The sequence below is a fragment of the Billgrantia kenyensis genome, assembly GCF_013697085.1.
Lineage (GTDB): Bacteria > Pseudomonadota > Gammaproteobacteria > Pseudomonadales > Halomonadaceae > Halomonas > Halomonas kenyensis.
Genome location: NZ_JACEFT010000004.1, coordinates 134,923 through 152,490 on the forward strand (window position 1 = coordinate 134,923; position 17,568 = coordinate 152,490).

Here is a 17,568-nt window from a genome sequence, read left to right on the forward strand (position 1 = left end):
CGGCATGGCTGGGTGGCTGGTATCGCTCAGCTCTCGCCCCGCAGTCGGGCCAGGTCGTCACGGTTGGGCAGGGCGGCATAAGCGCCGGGGCGAGTCACCGCATGGGCGCCGCAGTTGGCGGCGGTGCGCAGGGCACGCTGCAGAAACGCCTCGTCCTGGTGCCAATCTGTCGCGAGTTCCGCCCTGTCCAGATAGACGGCCAGCTCGGCCAGCAGCCCGCCGATGAAGGCGTCGCCGCCGGCGGTGGTGTCCACGGCCTCGACCCTGGGCGGCGCATGGCGCAGCTCCCTGCCCACGCCGATGGCGCGCACTTCGCCGGGGCCATCGGTGATCACTAGCAGCCGGACGCCGGCGGCAAGCCGCTCGGCCAGCCAGGCCTCGGCGGGATGATCGGCGCGCAGGTAGTCGAGCTCGTCCGTCGAGAGCTTGACCAGGCCGGCACGGTCGATCAGCTGAGTGACCAGGGCGATGTCGGCGTTGCCGCCGGCCCAGAGGTTGTGGCGCAGGTTGGCATCGACGCTGACCAGGCAGCCGGCGCGGCTGGCCATGTCGGCCATGGCCAGGGTGGTGTCGGCGATCTCCGGCTCGGTCAGGCTGTTGCTGCAGAAGTGCACGATGGCCGGTTCGGCGAACACGCCGGGCGGCAGGTGCTCCAGCCGGTAGAGCAGATCCGCGGCCGGCGGGCGATAGAAGTCGAAGGTGCGCTCGCCATGGGCGTCGCGGGAGACGAAGGCCAGCGCCGTACGCGCTTCGCGGGTGCGCACCACGCCGCTGATATCGACGCCGTGGGCGGCCAGCTCCGCGGCCAGGAAGTCGCCGAAGCGGTCGTCCCCCAGCATGCCGATAAAACGGCTGGGCACGCCCAGGCGCGCGCAGGCCACCGCCACGTTGGCCGGGGCGCCGCCGGCATACGGAGTGAAGGTTTCCGGGGCGTCGCCGGCGAGGTCGCCGAGGCGGCTGGAGAGCAGGTCGACCAAGGCTTCGCCGAAGGCAATGACGGGAATCATTCGCTATCCTCGCGCGACAGAGTGGTGCCCAGCAGATGCTGGGCGCCGGGCACCAGCCATACCGGGTCGAGGCGGGTATTGGCCGACTCCACGCAGAGGAAGCGTCGCGCGGCGGCGGGCGAAGTATCGTCGGGCGGTGCCTCGCCGGGGTGCCACACCACCGCTGAGTCGCTGCCCTGGCGGGCGACGCGCAGGCGGCGATGGCCGTCGTCGAGTACCACTTCGGCGTTGCTGTGATAGATGCGGTCGAGCTCGCCGCGTACGGCGAGTTCGCCCTGCTGTTCGCGTTCGGCGAAGCCGGCCAGCTTGTCCAGGTAGCGGGCGCCGGCCAGGCCCTCCACGCGGCAGGCAAAGCTGTCGGCCACGGCCAGGTAGCTGTGCAGGGCGCCGCTGAGCTTGATTGGGGTCTCGCCGACGTGCTCGGTGATCAGCTCCACGTGCAGGCGCCGGGCATTGGCCTGGATCACCGTGCGTGGCACCAGCTGGCTGTGCAGGCGCTCGGTGGGGGAGAGGTGCAGTTCGACGCCGCCCTCGTGTTCATCCACCGCCTCGAGGCACCACTGGGCCTTGCGCGCCGGGCCGTGCATGGGGCCCGAGCGGTCCGGGCTTTCGTCGGCGCCGCGTTCGTCGGCGAACCAGGGCCAGCATAGCGGAATGCCGCCGCGAATGGCGCCGGGCAACGCCTGGGGCGTGGGCGTGACCCACAGCCAACCGTCGCCGTCACTACCCGCAGGTTGAAAGTGCAGCACTTGAGCGCCTTGTAGGGAAACGGCCAGCTCTCCCCAGGGCTCGTTGGCCAGCCACAGCTCGCGGCTGGACCACTCGGCGCGTCGCTGGCCACGGGTTTCGTCGAGCAGGGCTCGCAGGCTTTGCGGGATCATTCGCGCTCCTTCACGTCATTCCACTTCTTCGTTGTGCAGGGCCTCGGCGGCACCCAGCAGCCCCGGCCAGGGCGCGGTGACCACGCGCACCGGGATGGAGCGGTTGTAGTCGCTCATGCGGCCCTTGGCGGTAAAGGCTTCGACGAAGCGGCTCTGGGGCAGCCAGTCCAGCAGCCGCGGCAGGATGCCGCCGCACAGATAGACCCCGCCGCGGGCGCCCATGGTCAGGGCAGCATCGCCGCAGACGTCGCCGAGGATCTTGAGAAACCGCAGCAGGGTATCACGAGCGATGGCGTCACCGCCCGCGGCGGCGGCCGTCACATCGGGTGGGGCCTGGCAGCTGGGGTTGGCGCCTTTCAGCGAGCAGTGGGCCAGGTAGAGATCGAGCAGCCCCTGGCCGCACAGGATCCGCTCCACGGAAACCCGGCCGTAGCGGTTGCGGAAATGCCGCAGCAGGTTCTGCTCGCGCTCGTCGGTGGGGGCATAGGTGACGTGACCGCCTTCGGTGGGCAGCGGAATCCAGGCATGGCGGCCGGGAAAGATGCCGGCCACGCCGAGCCCGGTGCCGGGGCCGATGACCAGACAGGCGGCGTGCTCACGCGCCACGCCCGGTTGCACCTCGACCAGCTCGTCTGGCGCCAGGTGCGGCACGCCCAGGGCCTGGGCGGTGAAGTCGTTGATCACCTTGAGCCGTTCCAGGCCGAGGGCGGTCTGCGCCTCGCGGCGGGAGAACGACCAGTGATTGTTGGTCATGACCACCCGGTCGCCGTCGATGGGACAGGCGAAGGCCAGGCAGGCTTGCCGCGGGGCGTCGTCGGCAGCCAGACCGACCCGGGCCAGGTAGTCGCGCACCGCCTCCACCAGGCCGGGATAGTCGGCGCAGGGCAGGGCGATGCTCTCACGGGGGGCGTGCTCGCCCGGCGTGACCAGGGCGAAGCGGGCGTTGGTGCCGCCGATGTCGCCGATCAGGGCCGGCCGCGTCATTGGTCCTCCTGGGAGATCTTCTCGAGCTCGCGGGAGAGCACTTCCTCCTCGAAGCCGCCGAATACTCCGGCGCCCTGCTCGGCACCGGCGGCCAGGTGGCGGAAGCCGCCGAACAGCTCGCGTCCCAAGCCGAAGTGGTAACGCTCCAGATTGGGTTCGACGATGCCGCGGCTGGCGAACTCGGCGGCGTCGACCAGCGCGGTCAGCTCACCGCGCTCGGCGTCGAGACGCACTACGTCGCCATCGCGCAGGCGCGCCAGCGGGCCGCGGTCTACCGCTTCCGGGGTGACGTGAATGGCCGCGGGCACCTTGCCCGAGGCGCCCGACATGCGCCCGTCGGTGACCAGCGCCACCTGGTAGCCGCGGTCCTGCAGCACGCCGAGGAAGGGGGTGAGCTTGTGCAGCTCGGGCATGCCGTTGGCCTTGGGCCCCTGTAAGCGCACCACCACCACCACGTCGCGATCGAGCTCACCTGACTCGAAGGCGGCCTTGACCTGGTTCTGGTCGTCGAAGATGCGCACCGGCGCCTCCACCATGCGGTTGGCCTGCTTGACCGCCGAGATCTTGATCACGCCGCGGCCGAGGTTGCCTTCCATCACCACCAGTCCGCCGGTGGGGGCGAAGGGGTTGGAGACCGTGCGCAGCACGTCGCTGTCGAGGCTCTCCGTCGGCCCCTCGCGCCAGATGAGCTTGCCCTCATCGAGGAACGGCTCCTGGGTGTAGGCGGTCAGGTCGGTGCCGAACACGGTGGGAATGTCGCCATGGATCAGGCCGGCGTCGAGTAGCTCGCGGATCAGCAGGCTCATGCCGCCGGCGGCCTGGAAGTGGTTCACGTCGGCGCTGCCGTTGGGGTAGATCCGGGTCAGGCTCGGTACCGCCGCCGAGAGATCGTTGAAGTCGTTCCAGTCGATGGTGATGCCGGCGGCGGCGGCCATCGCCACCAGGTGCAGGGTATGGTTGGTGGAGCCACCCGAGGCCAGCAGGCCGACCATGGCGTTGACGATGGCGCGCTCGTCGATCTGGCGGTAGAAAGGCCGGTAGTTGCCGCTCTGCTCGGTGTTGCGAATGGCCTGCTCGGCGGCGTAGCGGGTCAGCGCCTCGCGCAGCGGCGTGCCGGGGTTGACGAAGGAGGCGCCCGGCAGGTGCAGGCCCATCATCTCCATCATCAGCTGGTTGGAGTTGGCGGTGCCGTAGAAGGTGCAGGTGCCGGGGCTGTGGTAGGAGCGCGACTCCGCCTCGAGCAGCGCTTCGCGGCCCACCTTGCCCTCGGCAAAGAGCTGACGGATACGGGCCTTCTCGTCGTTGGGCAGACCGCTGGGCATGGGCCCGCCGGGTACGAAGATCGCCGGCAGGTGGCCGAAGCGCGCCGCGCCGATGAACAGTCCCGGCACGATCTTGTCGCAGATGCCTAGGTAGAGGGCGGCATCGAACATGTTGTGGGACAGCGCCACGGCAGTGGCCATGGCGATCACGTCGCGGGAGAACAGCGACAGTTCCATGCCCGGCATGCCCTGGGTGACCCCGTCGCACATCGCCGGTACGCCGCCGGCGAACTGGGCGGTGCTGCCCATGCCGCGGGCGGCCTGCTTGATGATCTCGGGATAGCTCTCGAAGGGCCGGTGGGCCGAGAGCATGTCGTTATATGACGAAACGATGGCCAGGTTGGCGCTGTTGGTCAGCTTGAGCCGATCCTTGTCGCCGGCATGGTCGCAGCCGGCGAAGCCATGGGCCAGGTTGCCGCAAGAGAGCTCGCCGCGGTGCACGCCCTGCTGGTGCTGGGCGGCCATGTGCGCTTCATAGAGCTTGCGGCGCTGGCCAGAGCGTTGACGAATGCGGGCGGTCACCTGCTCGACGGTGGAATTCAGGGCATTCGGGCGAGCCATGTGGGCACCTCGCGTCATTGTTGGATGTAAACTTACACAATTATCGCTGAACTGAGGCGGGTTTTGAAAGGCCCTGAGCGAGGTTGTGTAGTTTAATTACGATGATGGAAAACGACTGGCAGGTCTGGGCACAATGTAGGTGGCCGTCGGTCCGTTGTCAGCCGACGCTTCGGTGACCCTCTCCTGGAACTCCCATGTCCGAGCTGATTCTCAAGCCGCTGCCTGCCATGGAGGCCGTGCCGGCAGCGCAGTGGAATGCGTTGATAGGCGATGATCACCCCTTCCTGCGCCACGAGTTCCTGCATGCGCTGGAGGCGAGCGGGGCGGCCAGTCCTGCGACCGGCTGGGTGCCGAAACACCTGACGCTGTGGCAGGGAGAGGCCCTGGTAGGCGTCATGCCGCACTATCATAAATACCATTCATACGGTGAGTACGTCTTCGACTGGGCCTGGGCCGATGCCTGGGAGCGCGTTGGTGGGCGCTACTATCCCAAGGGACTCACGGCGATTCCCTTCTCCCCGGTGCCGGGGCCGCGGCTTGCCCTGGCGGAGGGAGTCGACTTGCTAGCGGCTCGTGAGCTGCTGGCGCAGGCTTGGGAAAATGCCGGGCTGTCGAGCTGGCACCTGCTATATGCCTCAGACGAGGAGGTCGATGCCTGGCTTCAGGTTCGACCTGACCTGCTGGTGCGCCACGGCGTCCAGTTCCAGTGGCGCGACCAGGGCTACGGCGACTTCGAGGGGTTTCTGGCGACGCTGACCTCGAAGCGGCGCAAGTCGATACGACGGGAGCGTCGGCGCGTGGCGGAACAGGGCCTCACGCTCCACCGTCTGCAAGCCGAGGCGATTGGCGAAAGGGAGTTGGAGCACTTCTTTCGCTGCTATGAGATCACTTATCTCGAGCGGGGCCGCCACGGCTACCTCAATCTCGACTTCTTCCGCCGTCTGCGTCTCACCATGCCCGAGGCGCTGCTGCTGATTCAGGTGCGCCTCGACGGGGCGCCGGTGGCCGCCGCGCTTTGCCTGCAGGGCAGTCGCACGCTCTATGGACGCTATTGGGGCAGCGAGGTGCTGGCCGATTGCCTGCACTTCGAGGCGTGCTATTACCAGGGGGTCGAACACTGCCTGGCCACCGGGCTGACCTGCTTCGATCCCGGTACCCAGGGCGAACACAAGCTCATGCGCGGCTTCGCTCCCCGGCGGTTGCGCTCGCTGCATCATATTGCCGATCGCGGCCTGCACGATGCGGTGGCGCGCTTCTGCAGCGAGGAGCGTGCGCATGTCGACGCCTACTGCCTGGCTGCCGAGGGGGCCTTGCCCTTCAAGGAGCGAGCTTTGTGGAAGTGACGGGTTCAGGGAGTGAGCCAGGCGGGGGATGATGGCATAATGCCCGGCATTCAGAACCGTGAGGATGTCCTGCGATGCTCAAGTGGCTCGCCATCGCCCTGCTCATGCTGCTGGCGCTGCTGCAGTATCGCCTGTGGCTCGGTGACGGTGGCTTCCAGGAGTTGCGCGAAATACGTGAACGCGTGGCCGCGCTCGACGCCGCCAACAAGCCACTGCGCGACCGCAACGAGCGGCTTGCCGCCGAGGTCATCGATCTCCAGACCGGGCTCGATGCCATCGAGGAGCGGGCCCGTAGTGATATCGGCATGGTGCGTACCGACGAACAGTTCTATTGGGTGCCCGGCGTGGTGATCGAAGCGAGCATCGGCCCTGTGGGAAATCCTGAACCGACTGCGGGTACTCCCCGGGCGGAAGCGACCGATGAGTGAACCGTCGCGCGACAAGCGACTCTGGCTGGTGGTGCCGGCGGCTGGGCGTGGGCGTCGCATGGGGGCGGAGCGCCCCAAGCAGTACCTGACGCTGGCGGGGCATCCCGTCCTGGTCCAGACCCTGGCCCGACTGCATCAGGCCTTCCCCGAGGCGCGGCTGTGCCTGTGCCTCGACCCCGATGATGCGTATTTCGATCCAGCCTGGGTGCCCTTCGGTGAGTGGCGGCGCAGCCCAGGAGGGGCCGAGCGCGTCGACTCCGTGCGTCAGGCGCTGGCTGCGCTGGCCGATGAGGCGCACGTCGACGATCTAGTGCTGGTACACGACGTGGCGCGACCTTGCGTTACGGTGGCCGACCTGCGGCGTCTCCTGGCCAACCTGCGTGAAGACGCCGCCGGTGGGCTGCTGGCCACCCCCGCAGCGGACACCATGAAGCGGGACGATGGCCACGGCAGCGTGGCGCGGACCGAGTCGCGCCGTGGCTTGTGGCATGCCCAGACGCCGCAGGGTTTTCGCTATGGCCTGCTGTGCCGGGCGCTGGATGCGGCGAGGGCTCGTGGCCTCGAGGTGACAGACGAAGCCTCGGCGGTGGAGGCGCTGGGGCTATCGCCGCGGCTGGTGCCCGGCCGGCGCGACAACATCAAGATCACTCATCCGGAGGATCTCGCGCTGGCGGCGCATATTCTGGCCGCCCAGCGGGAGGAGTCCCCGCCGACCCAAGCAAATGAGGAGAGCGTCTGAATGCTGCGTATCGGCCACGGCTTCGATGTTCATCGTTTCGGCCCCGGCGATCATCTCATGATTGGCGGTGTTGCCATCCCTTTCGATCGTGGCTTTGTCGCTCACTCCGACGGCGACGTTCTGTTGCATGCCGTCGCCGATGCGCTGCTGGGAGCCTGTGCTCTGGGCGATATCGGTCGGCACTTTCCCGATACCGATCCGGCCTGGGCCGGAGCCGACAGTCGCGCCCTGCTGCGCCATGTGCTGGGCCTGGTCCATGCGGCCGGCTACCGTGTCGTCAACATCGATGCCACGGTGATTGCGCAGTCACCGAAGCTTGCGCCTCATATCGCGACCATGCGTGAGAGTATCGCCGAGGATCTCCAGCTCGACAAGGGGGCGGTCAACGTCAAGGCCACCACCAGTGAAAGGCTGGGGTTCACCGGTCGCGGTGAAGGCATTGCCGCCGAAGCCGTGGCACTGCTGTCGGGCACGGGAGATGCTGCATGAGCGAACCCTCCCCGGCGGTCGACTGGCCCCTCGCCACTGCAGCCGAGTTCGGCTCCCTGCGAGCAGGAGAGTTTCGCGCCACGCCTGAGGACTTCGTGGTAGAGGAGGTGCTCGGCTTCGAACCGGAGGGGGTGGGCGAGCATCTCTGGCTGTGGGTCGAGAAGCGTGGGCTCACCACCCTGGAGGCGGTGCGCCACCTGGCGCGGGCCTGTCAGGTGTCGCCGCGGGCGGTAGGCTACTCCGGCATGAAGGACAAAATTGCCGTGACCCGGCAGTGGCTCTCCGTGCAACTGCCGGGGCAGCCGGCGCCGGACGACCTGGTCGAGCGGCTGGCGGCCTGTGGCGTGCGTGTGCTCGAGCAGGCGCGCCATCCGCGCAAGCTCAAGCGCGGGGTGCACCGGGCCAATCGCTTTACCCTGCGCATCACCGGGGCGGCGGTGAATGCACAGCTCGAGGCGCGCTGGGCCTGGCTGTGTCGCCATGGAGTGCCGAACCTGTTCGGCCCTCAGCGTTTCGGGCCCGGCGGACGCAACCTGGCTCGCGCGCGAGCCGTGCTGGCCCGAGGCTGGCGCAAGCGCGACGACCGCGAGGGCATGCTGCTTTCCGCTGCCCGCAGTTTCCTCTTCAATGAGCAACTGGCCATGCGGATGGTGGACGGCAACTGGCGGCGCCTGGTGCCTGGCGATGTGGCGATGCTCGACGGCACGGCGAGCCAGTTCGCCGTCGAGACAGTCGATGCCGATCTCATTGAGCGGGCCGAGCGCCTCGATCTGCATCCAACCGGCGTGCTCTGGGGGGCGGGAGAATCCCGCGCTGCAAGTGAAGCGGCGCAGTATGAGCGCACCCTGGCGGAACGCCATGCGGCCCTGTGCGAAGGCCTGGTTCAGGCCGGAGTTGGGCTGTCGCGCCGAGCCTTGCGCATGCGCCTGGACCAGCCCCGGCTGGTCTGCGAGGAGGGCGTGGCGCAGCTCGACTTCCATCTGCCACGCGGCAGTTTCGCCACGGCCGTGCTGCGTGAACTGATCGCTCATCCCGCCTTGACGCTCTCAGGCGGGCGGCAGCTGCCTGGTGAGCCTACATGACCCTGGAGATGTGACCGAATGCGTAGACTTCTGCTCTCCAACGATGACGGCGTGCATGCGCCGGGCCTGCGGGCCCTCTATGAGGCGCTGGAACCCCATGCCCGACTGCGTGTGGTGGCACCCGACCGTGACCGCAGCGGTGCCAGCAACTCGCTGACTCTCGGGCGCCCCCTGGCGCTGACCTCGCTGGATAACGGCTTCTACTGCGTCGACGGCACCCCTGCCGACTGTGTCTACCTGGGCGTCAACGGGGTGTGGGACGAGAAGCCCGACCTGGTGATTTCCGGCATCAATCACGGCGGCAACCTGGGCGATGACGTGCTCTACTCAGGCACCGTGGCAGCGGCCATGGAGGGGCGCAACCTGGGCATGCCGGCTATCGCCATGTCACTGGTGGGCTCGCGCCACTTCGACACGGCCGGCCGGGTGGCGGCCAGCCTGGTGGGAGCAGCCGACCTGCTCTCGCTGCCGCCGCGCAGTCTGCTCAATGTCAATGTGCCGGACCTGCCCTGGGAAGACATCCGCGGGGTTCGAGTCACCCGCATGGGTTACCGTGGGCCTGCAGAGCGGCCCATGGAAGTGCGTGACCCCCGGGGTCGCCTGCGCTACTGGATTGCGGCCGCAGGGCAGAATGCCGATGATGGGCCGGATACCGACTTTGCCGCCGTCGAGGCGGGTTACGTTTCGATCACGCCGTTGCAGACCGACTTGACGCAGCGCACGGCCATAGCGGATGTGCAGGGCTGGCTGGATGCATTCACCTGAAAGACTACCCGAGCTGTTGCGCGGTGTCGGCATGACATCGCAGCGAACCCGCGACCGCATGGTGGCACGCCTCGCCGAACAGGGCGTCGTCGATCAGCGCGTGCTGGACGTCATGGCATGCGAGCCTCGCCATCTGTTCCTGGATGAGGCGCTGGCCCACCGGGCCTACGAAGACACCTCGTTGCCCATCGGCCATGGCCAGACCCTGTCGCAGCCCTGGATGGTGGCACGGATGACCGAACTGGTGATGCAGGAGGCGCCTGGGCGCGTGCTCGAGATCGGTACGGGGTCGGGCTACCAGACCCTGATTCTGGCTCGCCTGGTGGCGGAACTCTGGTCGGTCGAACGAATCAATGCCTTGCATCACCGTGCAGCGAAGCGGCTGCGCCTGCTGCAAGCATATAACGTTCGCCTGCGCCTGGCGGACGGCGGGCATGGCTGGTCCGAAGCGGCGCCGTTCGATGTCGTGCTGCTTACCGCTTGTGCGCACGAGCTGCCGGAGGTGCTGATTTCGCAGCTTTCCGATGGGGGCGTGATGATCCTGCCGCTGGCCGACCCGGGGGGGGAACAATGGCTGACCCGGGTGCGGCGTGCCGGTCCCCAATATGAAGTTCAGCGGCTGGAGCCTGTGCGCTTCGTGCCGCTGCTGCAAGGAGTGATTCGTTGAAGCGACAGTTCAGTGTCTTCCTCAAAGGCGCCGGAATGGGGGCGGCCGATGCCGTGCCCGGTGTGTCCGGCGGTACCATCGCCTTCGTCACCGGCATCTACGAGGAACTGATCCATACCATCAAGCAGTTTGGGCCGAGCGCCTACCCGGCCTGGCGCCGCGGTGGCCTGGCCGGACTCTACCATCATCTCAACCTGGCCTTCGCCTTGCCGCTGCTTTTGGGCATCGGCGTCAGTCTGGTCAGTGTGGCGCACCTGGTGGTGTGGCTCATGGACGACCATCCGCTCCTGCTCAACGGCTTTTTCTTCGGCCTGGTGGCGGCCTCGGCGCTCGTGGTGAGCCGACACCCCGCCGACTGGAAGCTCTGGCACCTGCTTCCACTTGTCGTGGGGCTGCTGCTTGCCCATGGGCTGCCATCGCTGATGCCTTTCATTACCCAGTTGGGCAGTCCGTCGCTGGTACTCATCGTTGGTGGCGCCATTGCCATCAGCGCCCTGTTGCTGCCCGGCGTATCCGGCAGCTTCCTGCTATTGACCATGGGCCTCTACGGTACCGTGATGCAGGGCATACGCAGCTTCGACCTGGCGCTGCTTTCCACCTTCGCGGTGGGCTGCTTGATCGGGCTGTTCGGCTTTTCGCGGCTGCTTTCCTGGCTGCTTCGTCACTACCATACGGCGACGCTGCAGCTGCTGATCGGCTTTATCGTGGGCTCTCTACCCGTGCTATGGCCATGGCGGGAGCTCGTCCGCTACCAGCTTGGCCCCGAAGGCCAGATGATTCCGCTCGACTATCGCTATCTGACCCCTGGCGATTACGCGCTATTGACGGGACAATCCGGCCTGATGCTTCCGGTGCTGGTTGCCATGCTGTTCGGGGCCGTGCTGGTGCTCGCTCTGGCCCGAGGCTCGGGCGGCAACACGCCCGGCCAGGCGGGAAACGGCTCTCAACAATCGCCTGACAAGGAGGGCTCCAATGCGTAAGGTTTTTCTCGTCTCGGCCATTGCCCTGGCAATGGCCGGCTGTGCCGCCCAGCAGGATCATGGTGCTCCCCAGGTTCGCGATCTCTCGGTGAGCCGTGAGCGCGCTCCGGCGAGCCACTATACGGTCGAGCAGGGCGATACCCTTTATGGTATCGCCTGGCGACATGACATGGACTATCGCGACCTGGCAAGGCTCAACCAGATCACTCCTCCCTACCGCATTCAGCCCGGCCAGCAGCTGCGCCTGGGCGATGGTGCCGAAGCGCCCTCCCGCGAGCAGCCGTCACGGGAGCTGGGTGGGCCGCAGGTGGCCACGGCTACTGCCTTGGGTGGTGAAGCCGCGGCTGCACAGACAGACGATAGCGACTGGCTGCTGCCCGATGAAGAGAGAATCGAGCGTAGTCGGCGACTGTCTGCCGAGCCGCTCGACTCAGCATCCCCAGCGCCAAGTGACGCAGCGGTGACTGGCGCCGAGGAGGTGGCCGCGGCGCCTGTCCAGCAGGAGCCTGAACCACAGCGGGAGCCACAGCAAGATCCCGAGCCGCAGCGGGTGGATGCCGAGGTGGCGGTCGCCGCACCGCCCGAGCCAGAACCGGAGCCTGCGCCTGAGCCCGAGCCGGAACCCGATGCCGGCACCCAGGTGGCGGGTGAACCGGAACGCCAACCCGCAAGCGATGGTCGTACCTATACGCCGGTGGATGAAGTGCCTTGGCAGTGGCCGGCGGACGGTGAGCTGATCGGCCGTTTCGGTGAAGGAGGCAGCATCACCGCCGGCATTGATATTGGCGGTCAAAAGGGGCAACCTGTCAGAGCAGCCGGGCCTGGTATCGTGGTCTACGCCGGAAGCGGGGTGCGTGGTTACGGCAACCTCATCCTGCTCAAGCATAACGATCAGTACCTGAGCGCCTACGCCCACAACGACAGCCTCAACGTCACCGAGAATGATGTGGTCGAGGCGGGTCAGGTGATCGCCACCATGGGTGACAGCGATGCCGAAAGCGTCAGGCTGCATTTCGAGGTGCGCAAGGATGGCCAGCCTCAGGATCCTTTGAATTATCTGCCGGAACGCTAGTCGTCAAACGGCTGCTCCCGGAATGACGAGGGGTCCTTGGCACCTTCGGGTGCCAGATATAACAAGTACAACCCTGCGGGCTGCAGCCCATGCAGGAGACAAATGGACTTTCAGGACGAAACCACGGGGTAGCGACCGATGAGCATGCTTGAACGGGACCTTCAGGATGTTGATCTCGATGACGCCACCGAGGCCGGACAGGACCTCGGGACGGAATCGGACACTTCGACCAGCCAGGACGAGGCTGCCTTCGAGAAGGCGCTGAGTCGCGAGGATAAACACTACCATCACAGTCTGGATGCCACTCAGATCTACCTCAACGAGATCGGCTTCTCGCCGCTGTTGACGCCCGAGGAAGAGGTCTATTACGGCCGCCTCGCCCAGAAGGGTGATCCCGCGGGGCGGGCGAGAATGATCGAATCCAACCTGCGTCTGGTGGTCAAGATCGCGCGGCGCTATCTCAATCGCGGGCTTACCCTGCTCGACCTCATCGAGGAGGGCAACCTGGGCTTGATCCGGGCGGTGGAGAAGTTCGACCCCGAGCGAGGCTTCCGCTTCTCCACCTACGCCACCTGGTGGATCCGCCAGACCATCGAGCGGGCACTGATGAATCAGACCCGTACGATCCGCCTGCCGATTCACGTGGTCAAGGAACTCAACATCTATCTGCGCGCGGCTCGTGAGCTGACGCAAAAGCTGGATCACGAAGCGACTCCGGAGGAGATCGCCGAGTATCTCGACAAGCCGGTCGAATCGGTAAAGAAGATGCTGGGCCTCAATGAGCGTGTCTCTTCTGTCGACTATCCCATGGGGGGCGAGAGCGACAAGCCCCTGATCGAGACGCTGGCCGACGACAACGACCAGGGACCTGAGTCGTCACTGGTCGATGTCGATGTCAAGCAGCACGTCGACGACTGGCTGGCAGAGCTCACCGAGAAGCAGATGGAAGTTGTCGTGCGCCGCTTTGGCCTGCGCGGCCACGAAGCGGCGACGCTGGAGGAGGTCGGCGACGAAATCGGATTGACCCGTGAACGGGTGCGTCAGATTCAGGTCGAGGCGCTGAAGAAGCTGCGCCGGGTGCTCGAGAAGCAGGGGCTATCGATGGACAACATCTTCAACGAATAGCGGTAGATCGAGCAGAAACAGCCGACCTTCGGGTCGGCTGCATATTTTCTGCATGCTGATGCGTTACCATTAGCACCCTCATCATGCAGGGATGAACAAGGAAACGATCAATGCATCGCTCACCATTCTCCAGGCGCTTCCAGCGCCGTGGTCTTGCGGCAATCGTCGGTCTCGCCATGGCAGGTAACGTGCATGCTGCCGACCTGTGGACCATTGCCCAGGACGCGCTGGCCAACGACGCCGAGCTGGCTTCGACCCGCTCCGGTTTCCAGGCCACCGAGGCGGCGCGGGACGTACAGCGCGGTACCTTGTTGCCGCAGATCGGCATCGGCGGCAGCGTCAGCCACACTCGTACCTATTCGAGCCCCGCACAAGGGGCGGCTGGCAGGGTTCAGGAGGGTGCCGAGGAGCTGGGAGGTGGCGCCCCTGCCTTCGATCAGGACGATACCGTGAACAGTGCCGGCATCAGTCTCGATGCCGAGCAGGCGCTCTACGACCCGTCACGCCGTGCCCAGCTGCAGCGTGCCGAGAGGGAGATCGATCGTGATGCTCTGGGTCTGGAAGCGACCCAGCAGCAGCTGCTCTTCAACGTGGCCAACGCCTACTTCGAGATACTGCGAGCACACGATATCCTCAGCGCCCGCCGCGCCCAGGAAACCGCCATCAGCCGGCAGCTCGAGCAGGCGCGGGAGCGCTTCGAAGTCGGCTTGATTGCCATTACCGACGTGCATGAGGCCCAGGCTCGCTTCGACCTGGCGCGGGCTCAACGTATCGCCGCGGAAGGGGCCATGCAGGTCAGCTTCGAGGCGCTGGAGCGTCTGACCGGCCACCGCTATGACAGCATCGAGGCCTTGGACGAGGAGGTGCCCATTGCCTCGCCACAGCCGGCCGATCGCGAAGAGTGGGTGGCGCTGGCCATGGCCAACAGCCCCATGGTGCTGATGGCCGAGGCGGGTATCGAGGTGGCGAGAAGTACCCTTGAGGTCTCTCGGGCCGGCCAGCGTCCGGTGGTGTCGGCATTCGCCAACTACGGCTGGGCGGACACCGACCGCAGCGGTACGGCGCATCAGTCGGAGAGCCAGGTTGGCCTGCGTGCCAGCCTGCCGCTCTACACCGGCGGTTCGACCCAGGCGCAGATCCGCCAGAGTGGCTTCATGCTCGAGGCCACCCAGTACGATTTCGAGGCGCAGCGCCGCGATACCATCCAGCAGGTTCGCTCCCTGTTCACCCGGGTGAACAACGACGTCGAGACCGTCGAGGCGCGCCGGCAGGCGATCATCTCCAATCAGAGCGCCCTGGAAGCGACGCGTTCGGGCTATGAGGTGGGTACGCGCAACATCGTCGATGTGCTCAACGCCGAGCAGAACCTGTTCAACGCCATCGCCGAGCATGCCGAGGCGCGCTACGACTACGTGCTGGGGCTGCTCCAGCTCCAGCAGCAGGCGGGGCTGCTGGGGCCGGACTCGATCCAGGCCATCAATGCATGGCTATCCGAGGAGGAGCGGGTCTCGCTGGAGCTGCCGGATGAGGCCAACGACAATCCGGTCATGAACATCGGTGAGCGGCCCCAGGCGCCATCGTGATAAATAACGAAATTGCCGCCAAAAAACGTAGATAATCACCATGAGCCACCGAGTAATCGGTGGTTTCTTTCGTGAAGCGGCTTGAATTATGAAAGATAATACTGCGCTGTTCCCTATCAGCGGAGGTTGCCATGGCCAGGCCACTGGTCGCAGACATCGATCTTGACGCCCTGCGTCACAATTACGCTCTGGCTCGCGAGCTGGCCGGGGAGAGCCAGGCCCTGGCCGTGATCAAGGCCGATGCCTACGGTCATGGCGCCGTGGCCTGTGCCCGTGCGCTCGAGTCGCTGCCCCAGGGCAAGCGTCCGCCCGCCTTTGCCGTGGCCTGCCTGGAGGAGGCCGAGACCCTACGCCGCGGGGGCATCGAGTCGCCCGTCGTGCTGCTCGAGGGGATCTTCGAGGCCGATGAACTCTCCCGCGTCGAGGCGCTGGGGCTGTGGGTTGCAGTGCACAGCGAATGGCAGGTGCAGGCACTGCTGGCGTATCGCCCAGCCGAGCCGATTCCGGTATGGCTCAAGGTCGACTCCGGGATGCATCGGCTGGGCTTCTCGCCCGAGCATGCGCCGGCAGTCTGGGAGCGCCTGGCGGCGGCCACCGAGCAGGTCGCCGGCCTGCAACTGATGAGCCACTTCGCCACTGCGGATGCGGTGAACTCCTCCTATTTCTCCCGCCAACTTGCCTGCATGCAGGCCCTGTCGCGTCGCCTGGGTGCGGCGCTGTGCCTGTCCAATTCACCGGCGACGCTGGCCTGGCCCGACTCGCATGGTGCCTGGGTCCGTCCTGGAGTGATGCTGTACGGCAGCGATCCGCTGGAGCAGCCCAGTGAGGTCAGTCGACGACTTCGGCCCGTGATGACCCTGCGCTCCGAAATCATCGCCGTGCGGGATCTGGCCGTTGGTGAGCCGGTAGGCTATGCCGGCCGCTGGCGGGCGCCACGGCCGTCACGCATCGCGGTGGTGGCCTGTGGTTACGGTGACGGCTATGATCGGCATGCTGTCGATGGCACACCGGTGCTGGTGGCCGGGCAGCGCACCGGACTTGCCGGGAAAGTGTCGATGGACATGCTGACGGTGGACATTACCGACATCCCCGAGGCCGATATCGGCACCGAGGTGGTACTGTGGGGGCGCTCCCGTCATGGCGCAGTGCTCAGCGTCGATGAGGTGGCTCGATACTGCGATACCATCAGCTATACGCTGCTGACCGGTATTCTGCCGCGAGTCCCACGGTGCTATTCGCGGCTCGACTGAGCATCTGTTCCCTTGCTTCCGAACCCGATCTGAACGGAATCCTGCATGTCCAAACGCAACTGGCCCGACTCCTTCGCCCATCCTCGCTTCTGGCCCGCGTGGCTTGCCATTGGCGCCATGCGTGTGGGTGCCTGGCTGCCCTGGCGGCTCAGGCTGGCCGTCGGGCGAGGGCTTGGCTTGCTGGCCTGGTGGGCGGTGCCGCGTCGCCGGCATATCGTCGACACCAACCTTCGCCTTTGTTTTCCCGAGCTGAGCGAGACCCAGCGTCGGCAGCTGGCGATCGAGAGCTTCAAGGCCAATGGCATCGGCATTCTCGAGACTGCCACCGGCTGGTGCCGCGACCCCAGGCACCTTCGCCATCGGGTTACCTACAAGGGCCGGCACCATCTGGAAGCCGCTTATGCCCAAGGCAAGGGTGTGCTGGTGGTGGGCATCCACTTCTCGACGCTGGACCTGGGCGGTGCGCTGCATTCGCTCTACTTTCCCTCCGACGTGGTCTACCGACCACACAACAATCCGCTATTCGATCGCTTCATGACCCGGGCGCGTGGCCGCATCTTCGGTGAGGCGATCGATCGCCATGACTTGCGTGGAGTCGTTCGGCGGATCAAGGCGGGGCACATCGTCTGGTACTCGCCCGATCAGGATTTCGGCCGCGATGTCAGCGTCTTCGCCCCGCTGTTCGGCGTGGAGGCGGCGACGATTCGCCTGACGGCCAAGATCGCTCGCATGACCGGCGCACCGGTGGTGCCGCTGATGTTCCACCGCAACCCTGACGATCGAAGCTACACCATCGAGTGCCACCCGGCGCTGACCGATTTTCCAAGCACCGACGAGGTGCGCGATGCGACTCAGGTCAATGCTTTCATCGAATCGGCGATACGCAAGCACCCGGAGCAGTACATGTGGCTGCACCGGCGATTCAAGACACGGCCCGAGGGGGAGCCGGAGGTCTATTGACGTCATTGCGTGGCAATAGTCTGCCTGCGGTTACAAGACGTCACCGGAGGTGACTTGACGCTTCGAACAGTTCACGCAAGGCTGAAGGGTATCCGAAGAGGATAACTGCGCCGAAGGATGGCGCCAGAAAAGCCAAGGAGGTTTGTTATGCTCGGCAATGCAATGTTGTTCTTGATCATCGCGATTATCGCGGGTGTGCTCGGCTTCACCGGCATCGCGGGTGCCGCCACTACGATCGCCCAGATCCTGTTCTTCCTGTTCATCGTGCTGTTCATCGTCTCGCTTATTACCGGGCGCAGGCCATAGCGGGAAAGCCCGGTACCGAAACGA

18 protein-coding genes are annotated in these 17,568 nt (G+C 66.1%); 14 read left to right on the top strand and 4 right to left on the bottom strand.

What is annotated here, in order from left to right; genetic code table 11:
- Positions 1-26: 26 nt before the first annotated feature.
- Genes H1D44_RS05730 through edd form a run of 4 tightly spaced genes read right to left on the bottom strand, consistent with a single transcriptional unit; the run spans position 27 to position 4,755 of the window.
- Positions 27-1,007 carry a carbohydrate kinase family protein gene (locus H1D44_RS05730; protein WP_181513877.1) on the bottom strand — a complete coding sequence of 327 codons (981 nt, stop codon included), beginning with the start codon at positions 1,005-1,007 and terminating at the stop codon, positions 27-29.
- On the bottom strand, positions 1,004-1,888 hold the full coding sequence (locus H1D44_RS05735; RefSeq protein ID WP_181513878.1) for a D-hexose-6-phosphate mutarotase: 885 nt from the start codon (positions 1,886-1,888) through the stop codon (positions 1,004-1,006). The genes H1D44_RS05730 and H1D44_RS05735 overlap by 4 nt, the downstream gene beginning before the upstream one ends.
- A 15-nt stretch (positions 1,889-1,903) precedes the next feature.
- The gene (gene glk, locus H1D44_RS05740) at positions 1,904-2,872 is read right to left on the bottom strand and encodes a glucokinase (RefSeq protein WP_181513879.1); all 969 of its coding nucleotides are present in this window, start codon (positions 2,870-2,872) and stop codon (positions 1,904-1,906) included.
- Positions 2,869-4,755: a phosphogluconate dehydratase gene (gene edd / locus H1D44_RS05745; RefSeq protein WP_181513880.1), complete on the bottom strand. Its 1,887-nt coding sequence runs from the start codon at positions 4,753-4,755 to the stop codon at positions 2,869-2,871. Before edd ends, glk begins: the two co-directional genes overlap by 4 nt.
- Positions 4,756-4,949: 194 nt before the next feature.
- Between edd and H1D44_RS05750 the strand changes: the two genes are divergently transcribed.
- The 14 genes from H1D44_RS05750 (at position 4,950) to H1D44_RS05815 (ending at position 17,544) form a co-directional block, all read left to right on the top strand.
- Positions 4,950-6,098, top strand: coding sequence for a GNAT family N-acetyltransferase (locus tag H1D44_RS05750; protein ID WP_181513881.1), 1,149 nt, complete (start codon positions 4,950-4,952; stop codon positions 6,096-6,098).
- A gap of 74 nt (positions 6,099-6,172) precedes the next feature.
- Positions 6,173-6,526: a cell division protein FtsB gene (gene ftsB, locus H1D44_RS05755; RefSeq protein WP_181513882.1), complete on the top strand. Its 354-nt coding sequence runs from the start codon at positions 6,173-6,175 to the stop codon at positions 6,524-6,526.
- Positions 6,519-7,265 (top strand): 2-C-methyl-D-erythritol 4-phosphate cytidylyltransferase, encoded by a 747-nt coding sequence (ispD, locus tag H1D44_RS05760; RefSeq protein ID WP_181513883.1) that lies wholly within the window; start codon positions 6,519-6,521, stop codon positions 7,263-7,265. The genes ftsB and ispD overlap by 8 nt, the downstream gene beginning before the upstream one ends.
- The gene (gene ispF, locus H1D44_RS05765) at positions 7,266-7,754 is read left to right on the top strand and encodes a 2-C-methyl-D-erythritol 2,4-cyclodiphosphate synthase (protein ID WP_181513884.1); all 489 of its coding nucleotides are present in this window, start codon (positions 7,266-7,268) and stop codon (positions 7,752-7,754) included.
- Positions 7,751-8,836, top strand: a complete 1,086-nt coding sequence (gene truD, locus H1D44_RS05770) for a tRNA pseudouridine(13) synthase TruD (RefSeq protein WP_181513885.1) — start codon at positions 7,751-7,753, stop codon at positions 8,834-8,836. Before ispF ends, truD begins: the two co-directional genes overlap by 4 nt.
- 18 nt (positions 8,837-8,854) lie before the next feature.
- Positions 8,855-9,601 carry a 5'/3'-nucleotidase SurE gene (gene surE / locus H1D44_RS05775; protein WP_181513886.1) on the top strand — a complete coding sequence of 249 codons (747 nt, stop codon included), beginning with the start codon at positions 8,855-8,857 and terminating at the stop codon, positions 9,599-9,601.
- Positions 9,588-10,268 (top strand): protein-L-isoaspartate(D-aspartate) O-methyltransferase, encoded by a 681-nt coding sequence (locus tag H1D44_RS05780; protein WP_181513887.1) that lies wholly within the window; start codon positions 9,588-9,590, stop codon positions 10,266-10,268. Before surE ends, H1D44_RS05780 begins: the two co-directional genes overlap by 14 nt.
- Positions 10,265-11,248, top strand: coding sequence for a DUF368 domain-containing protein (locus tag H1D44_RS05785; protein WP_181513888.1), 984 nt, complete (start codon positions 10,265-10,267; stop codon positions 11,246-11,248). Before H1D44_RS05780 ends, H1D44_RS05785 begins: the two co-directional genes overlap by 4 nt.
- Positions 11,241-12,320: a peptidoglycan DD-metalloendopeptidase family protein gene (locus tag H1D44_RS05790; protein ID WP_181513889.1), complete on the top strand. Its 1,080-nt coding sequence runs from the start codon at positions 11,241-11,243 to the stop codon at positions 12,318-12,320. Before H1D44_RS05785 ends, H1D44_RS05790 begins: the two co-directional genes overlap by 8 nt.
- Positions 12,321-12,458: 138 nt before the next feature.
- Positions 12,459-13,445, top strand: a complete 987-nt coding sequence (gene rpoS / locus H1D44_RS05795) for an RNA polymerase sigma factor RpoS (RefSeq protein WP_422671651.1) — start codon at positions 12,459-12,461, stop codon at positions 13,443-13,445.
- A gap of 110 nt (positions 13,446-13,555) precedes the next feature.
- Positions 13,556-15,028, top strand: a complete 1,473-nt coding sequence (locus H1D44_RS05800) for a TolC family outer membrane protein (protein ID WP_181513890.1) — start codon at positions 13,556-13,558, stop codon at positions 15,026-15,028.
- 131 nt (positions 15,029-15,159) lie between these two features.
- Positions 15,160-16,278, top strand: coding sequence for an alanine racemase (alr, locus tag H1D44_RS05805; protein ID WP_181513891.1), 1,119 nt, complete (start codon positions 15,160-15,162; stop codon positions 16,276-16,278).
- Between the two features lie 45 nt (positions 16,279-16,323).
- Positions 16,324-17,238, top strand: coding sequence for an LpxL/LpxP family Kdo(2)-lipid IV(A) lauroyl/palmitoleoyl acyltransferase (gene lpxL, locus H1D44_RS05810; RefSeq protein WP_181513892.1), 915 nt, complete (start codon positions 16,324-16,326; stop codon positions 17,236-17,238).
- 147 nt (positions 17,239-17,385) lie between these two features.
- The gene (locus tag H1D44_RS05815; protein ID WP_159553797.1) at positions 17,386-17,544 is read left to right on the top strand and encodes a DUF1328 domain-containing protein; all 159 of its coding nucleotides are present in this window, start codon (positions 17,386-17,388) and stop codon (positions 17,542-17,544) included.
- Positions 17,545-17,568: the final 24 nt, after the last annotated feature.

Bases quoted from the DNA above. Each gene is read 5' to 3' on its own strand.
- glk (WP_181513879.1), bottom strand. From the start codon at position 2,872: ATGACGCGGCCGGCCCTGATCGGCGACATCGGCGGCACCAACGCCCGC.
- H1D44_RS05750 (WP_181513881.1), top strand. From the start codon at position 4,950: ATGTCCGAGCTGATTCTCAAGCCGCTGCCTGCCATGGAGGCCGTGCCG.
- lpxL (WP_181513892.1), top strand. From the start codon at position 16,324: ATGTCCAAACGCAACTGGCCCGACTCCTTCGCCCATCCTCGCTTCTGG.
- ispD (WP_181513883.1), top strand. From the start codon at position 6,519: ATGAGTGAACCGTCGCGCGACAAGCGACTCTGGCTGGTGGTGCCGGCG.
- alr (WP_181513891.1), top strand. From the start codon at position 15,160: ATGGCCAGGCCACTGGTCGCAGACATCGATCTTGACGCCCTGCGTCAC.
- H1D44_RS05815 (WP_159553797.1), top strand. From the start codon at position 17,386: ATGCTCGGCAATGCAATGTTGTTCTTGATCATCGCGATTATCGCGGGT.
- H1D44_RS05780 (WP_181513887.1), top strand. From the start codon at position 9,588: ATGCATTCACCTGAAAGACTACCCGAGCTGTTGCGCGGTGTCGGCATG.
- H1D44_RS05730 (WP_181513877.1), bottom strand. From the start codon at position 1,007: ATGATTCCCGTCATTGCCTTCGGCGAAGCCTTGGTCGACCTGCTCTCC.
- ftsB (WP_181513882.1), top strand. From the start codon at position 6,173: ATGCTCAAGTGGCTCGCCATCGCCCTGCTCATGCTGCTGGCGCTGCTG.
- truD (WP_181513885.1), top strand. From the start codon at position 7,751: ATGAGCGAACCCTCCCCGGCGGTCGACTGGCCCCTCGCCACTGCAGCC.
- H1D44_RS05735 (WP_181513878.1), bottom strand. From the start codon at position 1,888: ATGATCCCGCAAAGCCTGCGAGCCCTGCTCGACGAAACCCGTGGCCAG.
- edd (WP_181513880.1), bottom strand. From the start codon at position 4,755: ATGGCTCGCCCGAATGCCCTGAATTCCACCGTCGAGCAGGTGACCGCC.
- H1D44_RS05800 (WP_181513890.1), top strand. From the start codon at position 13,556: ATGCATCGCTCACCATTCTCCAGGCGCTTCCAGCGCCGTGGTCTTGCG.
- rpoS (WP_422671651.1), top strand. From the start codon at position 12,459: ATGAGCATGCTTGAACGGGACCTTCAGGATGTTGATCTCGATGACGCC.
- H1D44_RS05790 (WP_181513889.1), top strand. From the start codon at position 11,241: ATGCGTAAGGTTTTTCTCGTCTCGGCCATTGCCCTGGCAATGGCCGGC.
- surE (WP_181513886.1), top strand. From the start codon at position 8,855: ATGCGTAGACTTCTGCTCTCCAACGATGACGGCGTGCATGCGCCGGGC.
- ispF (WP_181513884.1), top strand. From the start codon at position 7,266: ATGCTGCGTATCGGCCACGGCTTCGATGTTCATCGTTTCGGCCCCGGC.